Source organism: Georgenia sp. 311 (assembly GCF_006151955.1).
Taxonomy (GTDB): domain Bacteria; phylum Actinomycetota; class Actinomycetes; order Actinomycetales; family Actinomycetaceae; genus Oceanitalea; species Oceanitalea wutianyii.
The window spans coordinates 94,209-111,576 of record NZ_VDFS01000043.1; the positions used below are offsets into that span (position 1 = coordinate 94,209).

The 17,368-nt window shown below is 73.3% G+C and carries 14 protein-coding genes, 3 tRNA genes and 1 pseudogene; 11 read left to right on the forward strand and 7 right to left on the reverse strand.

Annotated features, from left to right (window positions below):
* The first annotated feature begins 33 nt into the window (after window positions 1-33).
* On the forward strand, window positions 34-1,278 hold the full coding sequence (locus tag FHE66_RS09050) for an AGE family epimerase/isomerase (protein ID WP_139072633.1): 1,245 nt from the start codon (window positions 34-36) through the stop codon (window positions 1,276-1,278).
* A 249-nt stretch (window positions 1,279-1,527) separates the two neighbouring features.
* Here FHE66_RS09050 and FHE66_RS09055 read toward each other — a convergent pair whose 3' ends face one another.
* Window positions 1,528-2,493 (reverse strand): NAD(P)H-quinone oxidoreductase, encoded by a 966-nt coding sequence (locus FHE66_RS09055; protein WP_139072634.1) that lies wholly within the window; start codon window positions 2,491-2,493, stop codon window positions 1,528-1,530.
* Window positions 2,494-2,571: 78 nt separating this feature from the next.
* Here FHE66_RS09055 and FHE66_RS09060 point away from each other — a divergent pair.
* Window positions 2,572-2,659: transfer RNA gene (locus tag FHE66_RS09060), tRNA-Ser, on the forward strand.
* 16 nt (window positions 2,660-2,675) lie between these two features.
* Here the strand turns inward: FHE66_RS09060 and FHE66_RS09065 are convergent.
* Genes FHE66_RS09065 through FHE66_RS15525 form a run of 3 tightly spaced genes read right to left on the reverse strand, consistent with a single transcriptional unit; the run spans window position 2,676 to window position 4,857 of the window.
* Window positions 2,676-4,004: a M15 family metallopeptidase gene (locus tag FHE66_RS09065; RefSeq protein ID WP_139072635.1), complete on the reverse strand. Its 1,329-nt coding sequence runs from the start codon at window positions 4,002-4,004 to the stop codon at window positions 2,676-2,678.
* A gap of 36 nt (window positions 4,005-4,040) precedes the next feature.
* Window positions 4,041-4,622 carry a PepSY domain-containing protein gene (locus FHE66_RS09070; RefSeq protein WP_139072636.1) on the reverse strand — a complete coding sequence of 194 codons (582 nt, stop codon included), beginning with the start codon at window positions 4,620-4,622 and terminating at the stop codon, window positions 4,041-4,043.
* A gap of 58 nt (window positions 4,623-4,680) precedes the next feature.
* Window positions 4,681-4,857, reverse strand: coding sequence for a hypothetical protein (locus FHE66_RS15525; protein WP_168202602.1), 177 nt, complete (start codon window positions 4,855-4,857; stop codon window positions 4,681-4,683).
* A gap of 77 nt (window positions 4,858-4,934) precedes the next feature.
* Between FHE66_RS15525 and FHE66_RS09075 the strand changes: the two genes are divergently transcribed.
* Together FHE66_RS09075 and FHE66_RS09080 are read left to right on the forward strand one after the other, a co-directional pair.
* Window positions 4,935-6,188, forward strand: a complete 1,254-nt coding sequence (locus FHE66_RS09075) for a threonine/serine exporter ThrE family protein (RefSeq protein WP_255303662.1) — start codon at window positions 4,935-4,937, stop codon at window positions 6,186-6,188.
* 69 nt (window positions 6,189-6,257) lie between these two features.
* Window positions 6,258-6,346 (forward strand) — tRNA-Ser (locus tag FHE66_RS09080).
* 45 nt (window positions 6,347-6,391) lie between these two features.
* Here FHE66_RS09080 and FHE66_RS09085 read toward each other — a convergent pair.
* The gene (locus FHE66_RS09085; RefSeq protein WP_139072637.1) at window positions 6,392-7,600 is read right to left on the reverse strand and encodes an MFS transporter; all 1,209 of its coding nucleotides are present in this window, start codon (window positions 7,598-7,600) and stop codon (window positions 6,392-6,394) included.
* Between the two features lie 31 nt (window positions 7,601-7,631).
* Here FHE66_RS09085 and FHE66_RS09090 point away from each other — a divergent pair, with 31 nt between their 5' ends.
* The 4 genes from FHE66_RS09090 to FHE66_RS09105 all read left to right on the forward strand — a co-directional run bounded on the left by FHE66_RS09090 (window position 7,632) and on the right by FHE66_RS09105 (window position 13,909).
* Complete coding sequence (locus FHE66_RS09090; protein WP_255303663.1) at window positions 7,632-8,027, forward strand: MerR family transcriptional regulator; 396 nt, start codon at window positions 7,632-7,634, stop codon at window positions 8,025-8,027.
* A 128-nt stretch (window positions 8,028-8,155) separates the two neighbouring features.
* Window positions 8,156-11,119, forward strand: coding sequence for a family 43 glycosylhydrolase (locus FHE66_RS09095; protein ID WP_139072638.1), 2,964 nt, complete (start codon window positions 8,156-8,158; stop codon window positions 11,117-11,119).
* A gap of 176 nt (window positions 11,120-11,295) precedes the next feature.
* Window positions 11,296-13,674, forward strand: coding sequence for a family 43 glycosylhydrolase (locus FHE66_RS09100; protein WP_139072639.1), 2,379 nt, complete (start codon window positions 11,296-11,298; stop codon window positions 13,672-13,674).
* Between the two features lie 162 nt (window positions 13,675-13,836).
* Window positions 13,837-13,909 (forward strand) — tRNA-Arg (locus FHE66_RS09105).
* A gap of 210 nt (window positions 13,910-14,119) precedes the next feature.
* On the opposite strand, the gene FHE66_RS09110 is transcribed toward FHE66_RS09105, so the two are convergent.
* Window positions 14,120-14,632: a CGNR zinc finger domain-containing protein gene (locus FHE66_RS09110; RefSeq protein ID WP_139072640.1), complete on the reverse strand. Its 513-nt coding sequence runs from the start codon at window positions 14,630-14,632 to the stop codon at window positions 14,120-14,122.
* 86 nt (window positions 14,633-14,718) lie between these two features.
* Between FHE66_RS09110 and FHE66_RS09115 the strand changes: the two genes are divergently transcribed.
* Complete coding sequence (locus FHE66_RS09115) at window positions 14,719-15,615, forward strand: alpha/beta fold hydrolase (protein ID WP_139072641.1); 897 nt, start codon at window positions 14,719-14,721, stop codon at window positions 15,613-15,615.
* Between the two features lie 192 nt (window positions 15,616-15,807).
* Window positions 15,808-16,353, forward strand: a complete 546-nt coding sequence (locus FHE66_RS09125; RefSeq protein WP_139072642.1) for a pyridoxamine 5'-phosphate oxidase family protein — start codon at window positions 15,808-15,810, stop codon at window positions 16,351-16,353.
* Here FHE66_RS09125 and FHE66_RS09130 read toward each other — a convergent pair.
* Entirely contained in the window at window positions 16,350-17,015 is a 666-nt protein-coding gene (locus FHE66_RS09130; protein WP_139072643.1) for an SIMPL domain-containing protein, read from the reverse strand. The genes FHE66_RS09125 and FHE66_RS09130 overlap by 4 nt on opposite strands.
* 152 nt (window positions 17,016-17,167) lie before the next feature.
* On the opposite strand from FHE66_RS09130, the pseudogene FHE66_RS15530 reads away from it, so the two are divergent.
* Window positions 17,168-17,368 (forward strand): annotated as a pseudogene (locus FHE66_RS15530) (Gfo/Idh/MocA family oxidoreductase); the annotation flags it as partial.

A 17,368-nucleotide genomic window follows, 5' to 3' on the forward strand; every position in this document is an offset into this window, starting at 1 on the left:
TGACGGTCCGGCAAACCCAGGAGGACGACGACGATGACGTGGCTCGGCACCGCTGCCCATGCCCGCTGGCTCGAGACCGAGTCACGCGCACTGCTCGACTTCGCCCGCGCCGCGGCCGTCCCCCAGGGCTTCGGCTACCTCGACGCCGAGGGGCGGCTGGACCCCTCACGCCCGGTCGAGCTGTGGGTCACCTGCCGGATGACGCACTGCTTCTCGCTCGGGACCCTGCTCGGCGTCCCCGGCACCGCCCCGCTCGCCGACCACGGCGTGCGTGCGCTCTCCGGTGCGCTGCGCGACGCCGAGCACGGCGGCTGGTTCTCCGCCGTCGGGCCCGACGGCCCGGTGAACGACGCCAAGGAGGCCTACGCGCACGCGTTCGTCGTCCTCGCGACCTCCTCCGCGACGGCGGCCGGGCGCCCCGGCGCCCGCGAGCTGCTCACCGAGGCGCTGCGGGTGAGCGAGGAGCGGTTCTGGCGTGAGGACGAGGGTGCGGTCCTGGAGTCCTGGGACCGTGGCTTCACGACGGCTGAGGAGTACCGCGGCGTCAACGCGAACATGCACACCGTCGAGGCCTACCTCGCGGCCGCCGACGTCACCGGTGAGGACGTGTGGCTCGACCGGGCGGTGCGCATCCTGCGCCGCGTGCTCGACGGGTACGCCCGCGACCACGACTGGCGCATCCCCGAGCACTTCACGCGGACGTGGGAGCCGGTCCCGGACTACAACGCCGACGACCCCGCCCACCCGTTCCGGCCCTTCGGGGTGACGGTCGGGCACGGGCTGGAGTGGGCGCGGCTCGCGCTCCACGCCCGTGAAGGGCTCGTCGCCCGCGGCCGGGAGACCGAGGGGTGGCTGCTCGAGGCCGCCCAGGGGCTCTTCGACCGGGCGACCGGCGACGGCTGGGACGCCGACGGCGCGGACGGCTTCGTCTACACCGTCGACTTCACCGGGCAGCCGGTGGTCCACGAGCGGATGCACTGGGTGGTGTGCGAGGCGATCGGTGCCGCGGCCGCGCTCGAGGCGGTCACCGGGGAGGAGCGGTACGCCCAGTGGTACCAGCGGGCCTGGGACTACGCGGCGACCCACCTCATCGAGCGGCCCGGCGCCTGGCGCCACGAGCTCGACGAGCACAACACCCCGAGCGCGCGCACGTGGCCCGGCAAGCCGGACACCTACCACGCGCTGCAGGCGACGCTCGTCCCGCGCCTGCCCCTCGCCCCCGCCTTCGCCCCGGCGCTCGCCGCCGGCCTGCTCGACGTCCGCCACCCCCTCCGCTGACCCGCCGGGTCGCAACCCCACCCACCCGCCGCCCTCCCCTCCTTCCCGCGACAGCCGACTTCCGCCCGACAGTCGACTTCCGCGCGAGAGCCGAGTTCCGCCCGACAGCCGACTTCTGCGCGAGAGCGGAGTTGTGTGCGAGAGCCGACTTCCGCGCGAGAGCGGAGTTCCGCGTGAGAGCCGACTTTCGCGCGAGAGCAGAGTTCTGCGCCGTGAAGGACGTCGTCGCGCGCGTCGTCGTGGGTGAGGTCAGGCCGTGACGAGGAGGAGCTTGCCGAACACCTCGCCGGAGTCGAGCAGCGCGTGGGCGCGCTCGGCCTCGGCGAGCGGCAGGCGCTCGTGGACAACGGCGCGCAGCCGACCGTCGGCGACCATCGGCCAGACCCGCTCCCGCACGGCGGCGACGATGCGCGCCTTGTCCTCCAGGGGGCGGGAGCGCAGCGTCGTCCCGTGGACCGAGGCCCGCTTCTGCATGAGGGTGAGCAGGTTGACCTCCGCGCGCGAGCCGCGCTGGGTCCCGATGACGACGAGCCGCCCACCGGTGGCGAGCATCGCGACGTTGTCGGCCAGCGCCCCCGCCCCGAGGACGTCGAGGATGACGTCCACGCCCCGGCCGTCGGTCGCGGCGGCGACGGCGGCGGGCACGTCATCGTGGTGGTCGACGGCGACGTCGGCCCCGAGCTCCTCACAGCGCGCCGCGCGGGCAGGGCTGCCCGCCGTCGTGAGAACGCGGGCGCCCAGCGCCCGGCCGAGCTGGACCGCAACCGACCCCACCCCGCCCGAGCCCCCGTGGACGAGGAGTGTCTCCCCGGGAGCCAGCCGGCCGACGTCGACGAGGTTGGACCACGCCGTGCACACCGCCTCGGGCAGCGCTGCGGCGTCGACGAGCTCCCAGTCCTGCGGCACCGGGAGCAGCTGACCGGCGGGGACGACCGCCCGCGTCGCGTACCCACCGCCGGCGAGCACCGCGCACGCCCGGTCGCCCACCCGCCAGCCGGTCACGCCCTCGCCGAGCTCACGGACGGTGCCGGACACCTCGAGCCCGATGACGTCGCTCGCCCCGGGCGGCGGCGGGTAGTGACCCGCCCGCTGCAGCAGGTCGGCCCGGTTGACCCCGGCCGCCGCGACGTCGAGGAGGACCTCACCGGGTCCAGGTGAGGGGTCGGGCAGCTCGGTGAGGACGAGCCGGTCGTCGGACACGGTGATGGCGCGCATGTCCCCATCAGTACCCCAAACCCACCCGCGGCGCTGCGTAGACTGGGCGGCGCCGTGGCGCCGAGAGGCCTGCGGCAGGGAGGGCTGACAGAGCGGCCGAATGTGACGGTCTTGAAAACCGTTGTGCGGTAACCCCGCACCAAGGGTTCGAATCCCTTGCCCTCCGCAGCGCCCCAGTGGCCTCAGCGGCCCGTGGTCGAGAAGTGCTGGTAGTCCTTGGGGCTGCGCCAGTCCCCGCCCCAGGCCCACCCGCGGGCCGCGAAGGCGCGGACCACCTCGTCGCCGGGGTGGATGGTGCCGGGGGCGTGGTGCGAGCGGTCGGCGTACGGGGCGCCGGCGGGCGGCAGCACCGTGCTCCCGACGACGTAGGGGTTGACCAGCGGGTTGACGTCGATCGCCCGGCCGTACGCGTGCTCGGAGAACGACGTGCCCCCGGTGACCGCCCGGCAGTTGAACGCGCTCGTGTTGTTCGCCGCCATGCTCGCGGCGTCGCTCCCGCCGTACTGCGCCACCGGCACCATCCGCTGGACCGGGAACCGGGCGCGGTAGAGGTCCTCGAGGATCGTGGCTACGTCGCGGGCGAGCCCGGCGGCGACGACGACGCGGCCCGTGCGCAGCCGGCCCTCGGCATCCCAGTGGCTCGCCACGACCGTGCGCAGGTCCGCGGGTGCCACCGGGCAGCCGGGGCGCCAGGAGGAGCCGATGTCCGCCGCCGTCACCGCGACGACCGCGGAGCGGAACGGCGGCAGCCGGCGCACCCCCAGGGTGTCGGTGCCGTCACCGTCCCAGTCGCCCACGAACACCTCGTCGTCGGGGCGCCCGTACACGAGGGTGCGGTCGGCGGCCCCGGGCGCGATCGCGTCCCGCACGAGGTACTGCGCCCCGCGGCGCACCGCGAGGGAGTCGTCGCCGTCACCGTCCCAGTCGCCCGCGAGGGTGACGTCCTGCGCCCGGCCGTAGACGACGGCGCGGTCGGCTGCGCCCGGACCGATGGAGTTCCGCACGAAGTACGTCGCGCCGCGGCGCACCGCGAGCGTGTCGGCCCCGTCGCCGTCCCAGTCCCCGACGAGCACCTCGTCGCCCGCGCGCCCGTAGACCACCACGCGGCCGGCCGGCCCGGGCCCGAGGTCGTCGCGCAGGTGGTACTCCGCCCCGCGCCGCACGGCGAGGGTGTCGCGGCCGTCCCCGTCCCAGTCACCGACGAGGACGACGTCACCGGCGCGCCCGTAGCGGAACACCCGCTCCGCGGGCCCGCCGCGCGGCTCGTTCGACACGTGGAAGGTGTCCCCGCGGCGTACGAGCACGGTGTCGCGGCCGTCCCCGTCCCAGTCACCGACGAGGACGTCGTCGGTGAACCGCCCGTAGACGAACACGTGGTCGGCCGAGGTGTCCCACGAGTCGTCGAGGAAGAAGCCCGCGTCCTGCGCGGCGGCGGCGGCGAGCGTCCCCGCCACGAGGGCGGCAGTCGCGGCGACGACGGCCAGGCCGCGGGCCGGTCCTCGTGGCCCCATCGCCGTCCCCCCAGCTCGTCCGGAGCAGCAGTGCGTCTAGAGCAGCTCGCCGCTCACCGCGTCGACCCGCGCCTCGGTGGTCGCGCCGTCGGTGGTGCGCAGCTCGATCTCCCACACGAGCGCGCCACGTTCCTCGCTGAGGTCGAGATCCTCGACGGAGGCACCGGTCTCGCGCACGGCCGTCGTCGCGGCCTCGGAGGCCGTCACCGTCGCCTCCTGCAGGCGGCGCCGGTCCTCGGCGTCCAGCGGCTCACGTTCCCCCTCGCGCACGAGGGCGTTGCCGTCGGCGGACACATAGGCCTCGACCTTCTCGTCCCCGACGGCGACCGAGACCTCCCACAGCTCCTCGCCGGCGTCGTCGGTGCGGTCGATCTCGAACGCCTGGCCATCGAGCTCCTCGGCGGCGGTGCTCAGGGCGCGCACGGCGCCGTCCTCACCGGAGATCGGGTCGGGGGAGGCGTCGTCGCCGGGGGTCATCTCGGGGTTGTCCGGCTCACGGTCGGTGACGACCTCGCTCGCGGACACGCTGGGTTCGGCGGGCTCCTCGCTGCTCGTGCACCCGACCACCAGTCCGGCGGTCAGGCCGACGGTCGCGGCCACACGTCCGGGATGTCTCATCCCCCATGCCTACCAACGGCCGGGGAGGTGCGCACCCGGGGAGGTCCGCCCCGGGGGGTCAGTCGCGCTTGCGCAGCCAGGAGCGCACGGCGAGGTAGAGCACCGCGGCGACGACGAGGACGACGACGAGCCGAAAGAGGAACCACACGGCGCTGAACAGCGCACCGACGAGCCACCACGCGACGACCACGGCGAGGACGACGAGCAGGACGGTGAGGAGGTCGTTGCGGCGCATGGGGAGCAGTTTCCCACGGGAGGCACTGGCCCGGACGGCCCGGGGTGGTGGCCTCCGGGCAGGGCATGATGGTCCTCGTGGAGGACGACCGTGTGACCCAGTCGCTCGTCCGGAGGTCGGCGGCGGTGCTCCGCCTCGGCTCGCTCCTGCTGGGAGCGGGAGCCGGGTCCTACCGGGTCAAGGACTCGATGCGGCGGGCAGCCGAGGCGCTGGACCTGCACGAGCACCGCGCCCAGGTGACGCTCACCGAGATCACGACGACGGCGCGCGACGGCGACCACGTGCGCACCGAGGTCATCGAGCAGCGCGACGTCGGCGTCAACGCCGACCGGATCGACGCGATCGCCGGCGTCGTCGAGCGGCTCGGCCCGCGCACGGACGTCGCCGCACTGGAGAGCGCGCTCGACGACGTGGAGCGGGCGCCGCGGCACTACGGGCCGGTGGCGAGCGTGCTCGCCGTCGCCCTCGCGTGCGCCGCGTTCGCCTTCCTCAACAACGGCGGGCCGATCGTCTGCTCGGCCGTGCTCCTCGCCGCCGGCCTGGGCCAGACGGTGCGCCGCCGGCTCCAGCACGCCCGGCTCAACAAGTTCGCCGTCACCGCGCTCGCGGCCGCGGTCTCCAGCACCCTCTACGTGGGCGTCGTCCTCGGGCTCGAGAGCCTCGACTTCGCCGACACGTCCCACGAGGCCGGGCTCGTCTCCGCCGTCCTCTACCTCGTCCCCGGCTTCCCGCTCGTCACCGCCGTCCTCGACTTCGTGCGGATGGACCTCTCGGCCGGCCTCACCCGCCTCGCCTACGTCACGGTGACGCTCCTGTCGGCCGGGATGAGCGTGTGGGCGGTGTCGTGGCTCGCGGGGCTCGAGCTCGACGGGCCCGCCTCCGCCGTCCTCGACGGCCCGCTGCTGCTCGTCATGCGGGTGGTGGCCAGCGCTGTCGCCGCCGCCGGGTTCGCGATGCTCTTCAACTCCTCCCCGAAGGCGGTCGCGGTCGCGGCCCTCATCGGCGGGATCGCCAACCCCGCCCGGATCTACCTCGTCGAGTCCGGCGTCGCGCCCCAGGCCGCCTCGCTCGTCGCGGCCTGCGTCGTCGGACTCCTCGCGGCGCTCGCGGCCTCCCGCGGCCGGCCCTCGCGGGTCACGCTCTCGGTGCCCGCGGTGGTCATCATGGTGCCCGGCGTCATGGTCTACCGCTCGCTCGTCCACCTCAACGAGGGCGAGGTCTCCGCCGCCCTGGCCAACGGCGTCGAGGCGTCCTTCGTCATCATGGGCATCGGCGTCGGGCTGGCCGTCTCCCGCATGCTCACCGACCGGAACTGGGCCTTCGAGCGGTGAGGACGTGGCCTCTCCCACAGCGCTTTGGTTCGGCAGGCCCGACCCGGTAACCTGAGCGCGCAGGACCTTGGAGACGTCGCATAGTCAGGTCTAGTGCGCGGCCCTGCTAAGGCCGTGACCGGGCAACCGGTCCGTGGGTTCAAATCCCACCGTCTCCGCTCGCTGCGAAGGGGCCCGTCCACGACGGGCCCCTTCCGCGTCTCTCAGCGGCCGCGCGCCGCCCCGCCCGTCACGGCCGCACCGACCGTCGCGCGGGCCGCCCCGCGCGGGCGCAGTCCCAGCCCCGCGAACCCGGCCACCGCGAGGAGCGCCGGGACGAGCGCGAGCAGGGGCAGCGCGTCGACCGTCCAGCGCTCGACGGCGCCGCTGCCCGCCGCGGCGCCCAGGGCGATACCGAGGTTCATCGCGACCGGCATGAGCGTGCCCGCCGTCGTCCGGTGGGCGACGCCGGCGGCGCGCATGAGCGCGGCCTGCACCGCCGGGCCGATCGCGCCCGTGGCCAGGCCCCAGACGAGGACGAGCGTGAGGTCCAGCCAGGCGGTCCCGCCGACCGCCGTGACCCCGAGGAGCCCGAGCGTCATGACGAGCGCGGCGGTGACGGGCACGGCGCGTGGGAAGCGGTCGCTCGTCGCGCCGACGGCGCCCACCCCGAGCACGCCGACCAGCCCGAAGACGAGCAGCAGCGCGGGCGTCGGCACGGCGCTCGGGGTGAGCAGCTCGGCGACGAAGGTGAAGACCATGAAGTGCGCGACGAGCATGAGCCCGCCGAGTCCCGCCAGCGCGAGCAGCGGACGGACCGAGCGGGAGGGGACCGGAGCGTCCCCGCCCGCGCCCCCGGAGGCGAGGACCGGTGCCCGCCGGAGCACGACGGCGACGGCGACGGCCGCGACCAGCCCGAGCAGCCCGACGGCGAGGAACGGGGTGCGCCAGCCGGCGGCGCCCGCGAGCGCGTTGCCCGCCGGGACGGCCACGACGGCCCCCGCCGTACCGCCGGCGAGGACGACCGCCGTCGCCCGCGCGATGCGCTGCTCGGGGACGATCGAGGCTGCGTGGGCGTTGACGGTCGACCACAGCAGCCCGGTGGCCGCGGCGGCGACGAGCCGGGTGGCCATCGCGACGCCGTAGGTGCTCGCCGCCGCCGTCCCGAGCGTCGCGAGCCCGAAGACGACGAGTGCCACCGCGATGACGGCGGGCCGGTCGAGGCGCGCGGTGAGCCGCGCGAGGGGGAAGGTCGCGACCACGACGGTCGCGGCCCACGCCGAGACGAGCAGCCCGGCGCTCGCCAGCGTGACGTCGAGGTCGGCGGCGAGCGCGGGGAGCACCGCCGTCGGCATCATCTCGCCGCTCACGACGACGAGGACGGTGAGTGCCATCGTCGTCAGAGCCGGCCACGGGAGCCTGTTCTCATCCATGCGACGACGGTAGAGTTTGACATTGATGTCAATGTCAAGGGGGATCCCGGAGATGAAGATCGGGGAGCTCGCCGAGCGCACCGGCGTCGCGCCGCGGCTGCTGCGCTACTACGAGCAGCAGGGCCTCATCGCCGCCGGCCGCGCGAGCAACGGCTACCGGACCTACTCCCAGGACGACGTCGAGCGGGTGCAGCGGGTCGCGGGGCTCGTCCGCTCCGGCGTCCCCACGCGACTCGTCCGCGCGATCCTCGACCTCGAGGGGATCGAGGCCCCCGAGCGCGCTGCCACGTGCAGCCGCGGCGTGGCCGAGCAGCTCGCCGCCGAGCTCGCCGACCTCGAGGATCGGATCGCCTGCCTCACGCGCAGCCGCGACACGATCCGCCGCTTCCTCGAGCAGACCGAGCACGGCGCGGTCCTCGCCTCCTGAGCGGCGGCCAGGGCCCGGCTTCCTGTTGACCGGGGCCGGGTGCTCCTCTACGGTGAGTTCGACGCCTGATGTGCGCGCTAACACAGCGCCGCGACGACGCGGGCGGCCGACCAGCGAAGGAGCTCGTCATGCGCAAGCGCCACCCCGCGGGCGGAGCCCGCCCACGCTCCCGGACGGCACGTGCTGCGGGCGCCCTCGTGGCCACCCTCGGGCTCGCCGCCTCCCTCCTCGCCCCGAGCGCCTCGGCGCAGGGGGAGACGCCGGCGTGGGACCCCGCGCCGTCGTTCACCTCGACCGACCAGGGCGACGGCACGTACACCGTCCCGCTGTTCAACGCCGACGTCCCGGACATCAGCGTGGCCCGCGTGCCCGCCGCCGAGAGCGGTGAGGGCCGCGACGTCTACTACATGATCAGCACGACGATGCACCTGAGCCCGGGCGCCCCGATCATGCGGTCCTACGACCTCGTCAACTGGGAGATCGTCAACTACGTCTTCGACCGCGGCAGCATCAACGACTCCTTCTCGCTGCGCAACGGGGAGAACTCCTACGGGCAGGGCCAGTGGGCCTCCTCGCTGAGGTACCACGAGGGCCGGTTCTACGTCTTCTTCAACACGAACAACCTCGGCGGCGCCTACATCTACAGCACCGACGACGTCGAGAACGGCAGCTGGGACAAGATCGCCCTCGGCCGCGGCCTGCACGACGGCTCCCTGTTCTTCGACGAGTCCGACGGCGGCACGCCCTACGTCTTCTACGGCAGCGGCGCGGTGCACGCCGTGCGGCTGAGCGAGGACCTCACGCAGATCGTCGCCGAGTACCCGAACATCGTGCGGCCCGCGGACTACCCCGGCCAGCCGTTCGTCGGCGGCCTCTTCGAGGGCACCCAGGTCTTCGAGATCGACGGGTACTACTACCTCGTGCTCATCACCTGGCCATCGGGCCAGGGCCGCCAGGTCGTGCTCTTCCGCGCCGAGGAGCTGCTCGGCCGCCACGCGACGTCCGACGGGTCCAACCCCTACGTCGCGCGCAGTGGGCTCAACTCCAACGGCTTCGCCCAGGGCAGCCTCGTGCCGATCGCCGGGGAGGACGGGCAGGACACCTGGCACGGCATGTTCTTCCGCGACACCTTCCCCATCGGCCGCATCCCCGCGCTCATCCCGGCGACCTGGTCCGACGGGTGGCCGGTGTTCGGCAACGCGGGCGTCGTGCCGGTGGGCGGCGCCTTCCCCCGCCCCATCGAGCTGAGCGAGGCGGAGCACCGCCTCGAGCGCCAGCGCGCGATCGTCGCCTCGGACGACTTCGACAACGACGCCCCGCACCGGCCGTGGATGGACGAGGAGTGGGACATCCCCGCGGCGCCCGACGTCGACGAGTCGCTCCTCGGCGTCGAGCTCCTCACCAACGGCGGGTTCGAGGACGGCACCACCGGCTGGCAGGTCAACGGCACCGCCCAGCTCGCGGCGAGCGAGGACGCCTACTCCGGGGACCAGGCCCTGCGCGTCACCGGCCGCGTCGACACCGGCTCGGGGCCGATCCAGGACGTCACCGCCAAGGTGCAGCCGGGGATCACCTACGACGTCTCCGCGATGATCCGGTACGACGACCCGGCCAGCCCGGCGACGAAGCAGTTCTTCATCACCTCCCACAACGGCGGCAGCTCCTACACCAACCGCGCCACGGTCACCGCCCGGCGCGGGGAGTGGGCCCGCATAGAGGGCAGCTTCACCGTCCCGGCCGGACAGCCGCCGACGACGATGCGCCTGTTCGTCGAGACCCCCTGGGTCAACAGCGCCACCGTCGCCGCCGACCCCGCCGCGCACATCATGGACCTCCTCGTCGACGACGTCTCCCTCGTCGGGCGGCCCACCGTCACCGAGCTCCCCCACCCGGATGAGATCGCCTTCAACGGCTCGCGCCTGGACGAGGTGTGGCAGTGGAACCATGCGCCCGACAACCGCTACTGGTCCCTCACCGACCGGGACGGCTGGCTGCGGCTGACCACGGGGAAGGCCGTCACCGGTGACTACGTCTTCACCAAGCTCGGCGACCGGCCCGGCCTCACCTACCTCGAGGAGGCCCGCAACACCCTGTCCCAGCGGACCTTCGGGCCGCGCTCCTCGGCCGAGACCACCCTGGACTTCTCGGGCATGCGCGACGGTGACACGGCCGGCCTGGCCGTCTACAACCGCGGCTTCTCCTACGTCGCGGTCCGCCGCGACGGCGGGGAGACGACGCTCGGGGTCGTCAACCGGGTCCAGCCCTTCCCCGTCGTCGTCGACCAGGAGGCGACCGAGGCGTTCCTGCCCGGCACCACCGTCGACCTCGGCGAGGCCACCGAGGTGCACCTCAAGGCCGACGCCGACTTCGCCTCGCCCACCGGCCAGCTGTGGACGACCTTCTACTACAGCCTCGACGGCGAGACCTGGAGCCCGCTCGGGCAGCGCGTGGGTCCGCAGACGCTCGACGGCACCCTCGCGCACTTCATGGGCCACCGGTTCGGCCTGTTCAACTACGCGACCGAGGAGACCGGCGGGCACGTCGACTTCGACCACTTCCTCCTCAGTGACACGCTCACCGCGCAGGGCGCGGGGATCGACACCGCACCCCTGGAGGCGGCGATCGCCCACGCGCACACCCTCGACGCCGCCGACCACCCCGCGCCGGAGTGGGCGGCCATGCAGCGCGAGCTGGCCAAGGCCGAGGCTGCCTGGGAGCGCGGCTTCTCCACCCAGAACCAGGTCGACGCGCCGGAGCGCGCGCTCAGCCTGGAGCTAGCGCGTCTCGGCGTGCTCACCGCGCAGCAGCCGCTGGACGTCACCGTCACCGCCGACACCCGCTGCGTGGTCGGCCGGGCGGTCCTCGCCGTCCGGGCGCACAACGGGGAGGAGGTGCCGGTGACCGTGCGGGCCGACTCGGCCCACGGGTCGCGGACCTTCGCCGACCTCGCGCCCGGACGCAGCGCCGCGCACGCCTTCACCACCCGACAGGTGGTCCTGCCCCCGGGCGAGGTGTCCGTCACGGTCACGCCCGAGGGCGGCTCACCGCTCGAGCTCACCGTCCCCCACGTCGCGCAGAGCTGCGGCGCCTGATCCTCGGGCGGAGAGAGGAGGAGGCGAGGGCGCCCCACCCCGACCGGCCCCCGTGAGGCGAGAGCCCGCGGCCCCAGCCGAGCACGCAGGTCCGTCCCGGCGGACCACGACCAGCACGTAGCACCTGAGGAGGACAGTTCGTGGCACTAGAACGACGGCACGACAGACGCGCAGCAATGTCCCTCATCGCCATCGGCGCGCTCCTGTCGGCGGGCCTGGCGGTGGCGACATCACCGGTCCAGGCCGACGAGGCGCCGAGCGAGGAGCTCATCGTCAACGGTGGGTTCGAGGACGGCCTGAGCGGATGGTTCGTCAACAACGGCAACCCGACCGACGGCGCGTCCCTCGCCGTCACCGACGACGCGTTCAGCGGCGACGCGGCGGCGCAGACCACCGGCCGACAGACCACCGGCTCGGGCCCGATGCAGGACCTCAGCGGCAAGCTGCAGGCCGGCTCGACCTACACGGTCCAGGCCCGGATCAAGTACGACAACCCGGCCAGCCCGGCGACCAAGCAGTTCTTCGCGACGATGCACTACGGCGGCGGGACCTACACCAACGTCGGTGACGTCGTGGCGACCCGCGGCCAGTGGGCCCACATCAACAGCACCTTCACCGTCCCCGCCGGCCAGGGCGTGACGACGGCGCGCCTCTTCCTCGAGACCCCGTGGACGAGCGAACCCGGCGCCGACCCGGACCTGCACCTCATGGACTTCGTCGTCGACGACGTCTCCCTCGTCGGTGCCCCGCCCCCGCCGCCGCCCTCGCGGACCGTCGAGGTCGCCGGCAAGCTGCCCGGCGACCACAACCCGCTCCTCGGCCACAAGTTCGGCGCCGACGGCTTCGGCATGGTCCACGACGGCCGGGTGTACATGTACATGACCAACGACACCCAGGGCTACGCGCCCGACCCGGTCACCGGCATCTCCCCGCAGATCAACTACGGGGACATCAACCAGATCACGGTGATCTCCTCGACCGACCTCGTCAACTGGGTCGACCACGGCGAGATCCAGGTGGCCGGCCCGAACGGCGTCGCGCCCTTCACGAACAACTCGTGGGCCCCGGGCGCCGTCACGCAGACGGTCGACGGCGTGGAGAAGACCTTCCTCTACTACGCCAACGGCGGCGGCTCGAGCAACGTCATCACCGGTGAGAGCCCGCTCGGCCCCTGGTCCAGCGAGCGCACGAGCACGCTCATCAACGCCTCGACGCCGGGCACCGAGGACGTGGCGTGGCGCTTCGACCCGGCCCCGTTCGTCGACGACGACGGCGAGCCGTACCTGTACTTCGGCGGCGGCCCGGCGGCGACCTCGATGCCGCCGGCGGAGCGGTACAACAACCCGAAGAACCTGCGCGGGATCCGCCTCGCGGACGACCTCGTCACGACCGAGGGCTCGGCGTTCGTCGTCGACGCACCGGTGGCGTTCGAGGCCGCGCACGTCTTCAAGCGTGACGACCTGTACTACCTCACCTACTCCTCCCACTTCGGTGGCTCGGACTTCGGCGGCAACCAGACGCCCCTGCCCGGCTACCCCGGCGGCGGCCAGATCGGCTACATGATCTCCGACGACCCGACGGTGTGGGACAAGGACACCTACGCCGGGGTGATCTTCCCGAACCAGTCGGAGTTCTTCGGGACGGGCACCGGCGGCAACAACCACCAGTCGGTCTTCGAGTACGAGGGGAAGTTCTACTTCACCTACCACGCCCCGACCCTCAACAAGCGGATCAACGGCAACCAGACGCAGGGCTACCGCAGCCCTCACATCCAGGAGCTGACGTTCAACGAGGACGGCACCGCCGTCCAGGTCGTCGGCACCTACGCCGGGGTCGAGCAGGTCCGGGACTTCGACCCGTACCGCGTGTTCGAGGCCGAGACGCTGGGCTGGACCAAGGGCATCACGACCGCCCGCACGGACCTGCCGTCCGCGGAGTTCGGCACGGACGTGCCCAACCTCGTCGTCACCGACGTCGACAACGGGGACTGGACCGCGCTGTCCTCCGTCGCCTTCGGTGACTCCGGGGCGGCCTCGGTGACCGCGCACGTGCGCCCGCTCCAGGAGGACGTGCGGATCCAGGTGCGCGCCGGCAGCGAGACGGGCCCGGTGCTCGGGACCGTCGACGTCGACGGCACCGTCGGGGAGTGGACCGAGGTGACGGCCGAGCTCACCGGCGCGACCGGCACGCACGACGTCTTCTTCACCTACGCCGGCGCCGCGGGCGACCTCCTCGAGATCGACACGTGGCAGTTCACCGAGGCGGGCGGCGAGCCCACGCTCGACGTCACGGTGACGACCGACGCGCGGTGCGTCGTCGGACGTTCCGTCCTCACCCTGCGGGTGACCAACGGGGAGGACCACCCGGTGACGGTGCAGGCCGACACCGCGTTCGGGTCCAAGGTCCTCACCGACCTGGGTGCCGGGCGCAGTGCGCTCCACGCCTTCACCACGAGGCAGGTCTCCGTGCCTGCCGGTGAGGTGGACGTGACCCTGTCGGCGGACGGGGTGACGGTCCCGCTGACCGTCCCCTACGCCGCCCACTCCTGCGGCTGACGACCCACGGCGGCCCGGTCCTCACCTCGAGGGCCGGGCCGCCTCCGCACGTCCGGGCCCCTCACCGCTCGTGCGTGGTGGAACTCACGTGCTCGAGGGGCTCCTGGGATTTTCCCCGCCGCCCTCCTGCGGCTATGCTCGACTACGGCCCCACGGGGTCATGCGCCCGTAGCTCAATGGATAGAGCATCTGACTACGGATCAGAAGGTTGGGGGTTCGAGTCCCTCCGGGCGCGCAGCAGGAAGGCCCCACCACTGGCGAGAGCCAGGGTGGGGCCTTCCGCGTTCTCCGGCGCGGGTGCGCGTGCTCGAACGTGCCCTGGGATGCCGTCGAGGACGTCACCGACAAGATCCGCGAGCCGCGAGCGCCGGCGAGTACGACCGTTTCCTCGGCAAGTGCGCGAAGAAGGCGGGCCCGGGCCAGGTGTGACGCCCCGGACCGGTGCTCACTCCGTGTCGCTCCGGCTGCGGCGGTAGTGGCGCCGCGCCTTGGCGCGGTTGCCGCACAGTGCCATCGAGCACCACCGGGCGGCGTTGGCGTTGCTCCGGTCGAGCAGGAAGCGGCAGCACTCGGGGTTCGCGCACGGACGCAGCCGCTCGGGGGAGCGCTCGGTCACCGCGGCCCAGGCGAGGAGGGCGCGCGCCGCGAGGGTGCTGCCGTCACCGCTCGAGACCTCCCACGTGAGGGCGCCGTCCTGCCAGCGCGGGCGGACGGCGACCTGCGCGAGGAGGGGGGCGAGCGAGGAGGCCTGCGCCTCCCCGGAGACGACGGCCTGCATGGCGTCGCGGGCCTCGCGGAGGGCGGTCACCTCGGCGGGTGCGCCGGTGCCCCCGTGGTCGGCCGCCCACCGGCCGGCGTCGGGTCCGAGGAGCTCGTCGACCTGGCTCCCGGCGACGACGGGGGTGGTGTTGAGCAGGTCGAGGAGCAGGTCCTCGTCGGCGCGGGTCACGACGTCCATCAGGTCTAACCTCCTCAGCGGCTGTTGACAGGTTACACCTGCGGTGGTTGTCTAACCACATCAAACATCGAGAAAGGGTTAGAGCAATGAGCGCAGTCCACCACCGCCACGCCGTCGTCGACGGGCACCGCGTCTTCTACCGGGAGGCCGGGCCCGTCGACGCCCCGACCGTCGTCCTGCTCCACGGCTACCCGACGAGCTCGCACATGTTCCGCGGCCTGATCCCGCTCCTCGCGGACCGCTACCACGTCATCGCGCCCGACCACCTCGGCTTCGGGCTGTCCGACGCGCCTCCGGTCGAGGAGTTCGACTACACCTTCGACGCCCTCGCCGACATCACCGCCGGCCTACTCGCCTCCCTCGGGGTCGAGCGCTACGTCGTCTACGTCCAGGACTACGGCGCGCCGATCGCCTGGCGCCTCGCGCTCGCCGACCCGGACGCGGTCACCGCGGTGATCACCCAGAACGGCAACGCCTACGAGGAGGGCTTCGTCGACGACTTCTGGGCCGACCTGTGGGCCTACGCAGCCCACCCCGACGCGACGACGGAGGCGCCCGTCCGCCAGGCGCTCACCCGCGAGGCCATCCGCTGGCAGTACCTCACCGGCGTCGCCGACCCTTCGCTCGTCGACCCCGGCACCTGGGAGCACGACCACGCCCTCGTCTCCCGGCCCGGCAACGACCTCGTCCAGCTCAGCCTGTTCCGCGACTACGCCACGAACCGCACGCTCTACCCGCGGCTGCACGAGTACTTCCGTACCACCGGGGTGCCCCTGCTCGCGGTGTGGGGCGAGGGGGACGAGATCTTCGGCCCGGCGGGCGCCGCGGCGTTCACCCGGGACCTGCCCGACGCCCGCGTCGAGCTGCTGCCCGGCGGTCACTTCCTCCTCGAGTCCGCCCTCGACGAGGTCGCCGCGATCATCCGTGACTTCCTCGCCACCGCACTCCCGACGCCGGCTCCCGCCGTAGCCGCGCGGGCGTAGGTCCGGGCGGGGCGACGGTGCACGCCCCGCCGCCCCGCCCCGCGGACGGTCAGTGGAGGATCGCGTACGCCTCCACCTCGACGAGAACGTCCGGCTCGAAGAGGTGGTCGACGCCGATCGCCACCGGCGCGGGACCGGTTCGACGCGGAGCGCGACTCGGTACCCACGCACCAGGACTGTCAGACTGGCCTCATGTCCCGCCAGTACGACGCGATCACCGACGAGCTGCGCACCTTCATCGAGGCGCAACCGATGTACTTCGTCGCGACGGCGGCCCGTGAGGGCCGCGTCAACGTCTCGCCCAAGGGCCTGGACAGCCTGCGGGTGCTCGGGCCGAACCGCGTCGTGTGGCTCAACGGCACGGGCAGCGGCAACGAGACCGCCGCCCACCTGCTCGACACCCCGCGGATGACGCTGATGTTCTGCGCCTTCGCCGGCAAGCCGCTCATCCTGCGCCTCTACGGCACGGCCCGCGCGGTCCACGCCGGGGACGCGGACTGGCCCGAGCTCCTCGGCCTCTTCCCGCCGCTCGAGGGTGCCCGCAACGTCTTCGACCTCGAGGTCGACCTCGCCATGACCTCGTGCGGGTTCGGCGTCCCGCTCCTCGACTACGTCGACCAGCGCCCCCTCATGGAGTCCTGGGCGCGCAAGCGCGGTCCCGACGGCGTCAGCGACTACCAGCAGCGCAAGAACCGGGTGAGCCTCGACGGTCTGCCCACCGGTCTGCCGACCCCCTAGGCGGGCAGCCCGGCGGTGAACCGGGCGTCGACCTCGCAGGAGACCTCGACGTCCTGCGGCACCAGCGCGAGGTCGGGTCCGCCGCCGGCGAGCGCCACCCGCGCGAGGCGGCCCGGCTCCTCCGGCGGGTGGGGCCCGAGCATGCCCGCGTCGGCGAGCGCGACGACGCGCACCTCGCCCAGCCCGAGGGCGGCGGCGTAGTCCCGCGCCTTGGACCGCGCGTCGGCGACGGCCCGCGACCGGGCGGTGCGGGTGAGCTCCTCCTCGCGCGCCTCGGTGAGGGTCCACTCGACCTGCTCGACGCCGAAGCCCTCGACCGTCGACATCTCGGTGAGCCACGCCCCGAGCGCGACGACGTCGCGGAACGTCACCCGCAGGTCGGTGCGCGCGTGGTGGACGAGCGGCAGCTGCGCACCGTCCTGGCTCCACGGCCGCGTCGCCCAGGTGCGCACGTCCTGGCCGACCCACGACGTCACCGGTCCGGCCTCCGGGTCGTGCAGGGCGACGACGCTCGTGCGCGCAAGGTGTGAGTGCTCGACGACGGCGGCGAAGACCCGCGCGGCGTCGTCGCCCTCGACCGAGATGTGGGCGCTCACGGTCCCCCGCTCGGCGGGGTGGGACGTCCGGCACGCGCCCCGCACGGTGATCTCGACGTCGGTCACCTGGGCAACGTACCAGCAGGTCAGCGCGGTGCGGAGGGTGATGGCGCGACCTGTGTCGAGGCGGCCCCCGCGAGCCGGGACACACATGTGCAAAAAGAGATATGCGGCTTTTGCTTGACGCGCGACGAAAGGCTCCAATACGTTCTCGAACCATGACAGTTGCGAACGTCACAGTTGACGGGGGGCGCACTGAGGGGTCCGCCACGTCCTACCGCGCCGGGATCATCGGCACAGGCTTCATGGGGGAGGTCCACGCCCGCGCGATCCGGGTGAACGGCGGCGAGGTCGCCGGGGTCGTCGCCAGCAGCGAGCGGCGGGCCGCCGTCGCGGCCCACACGCTGCTGGCGACCCGC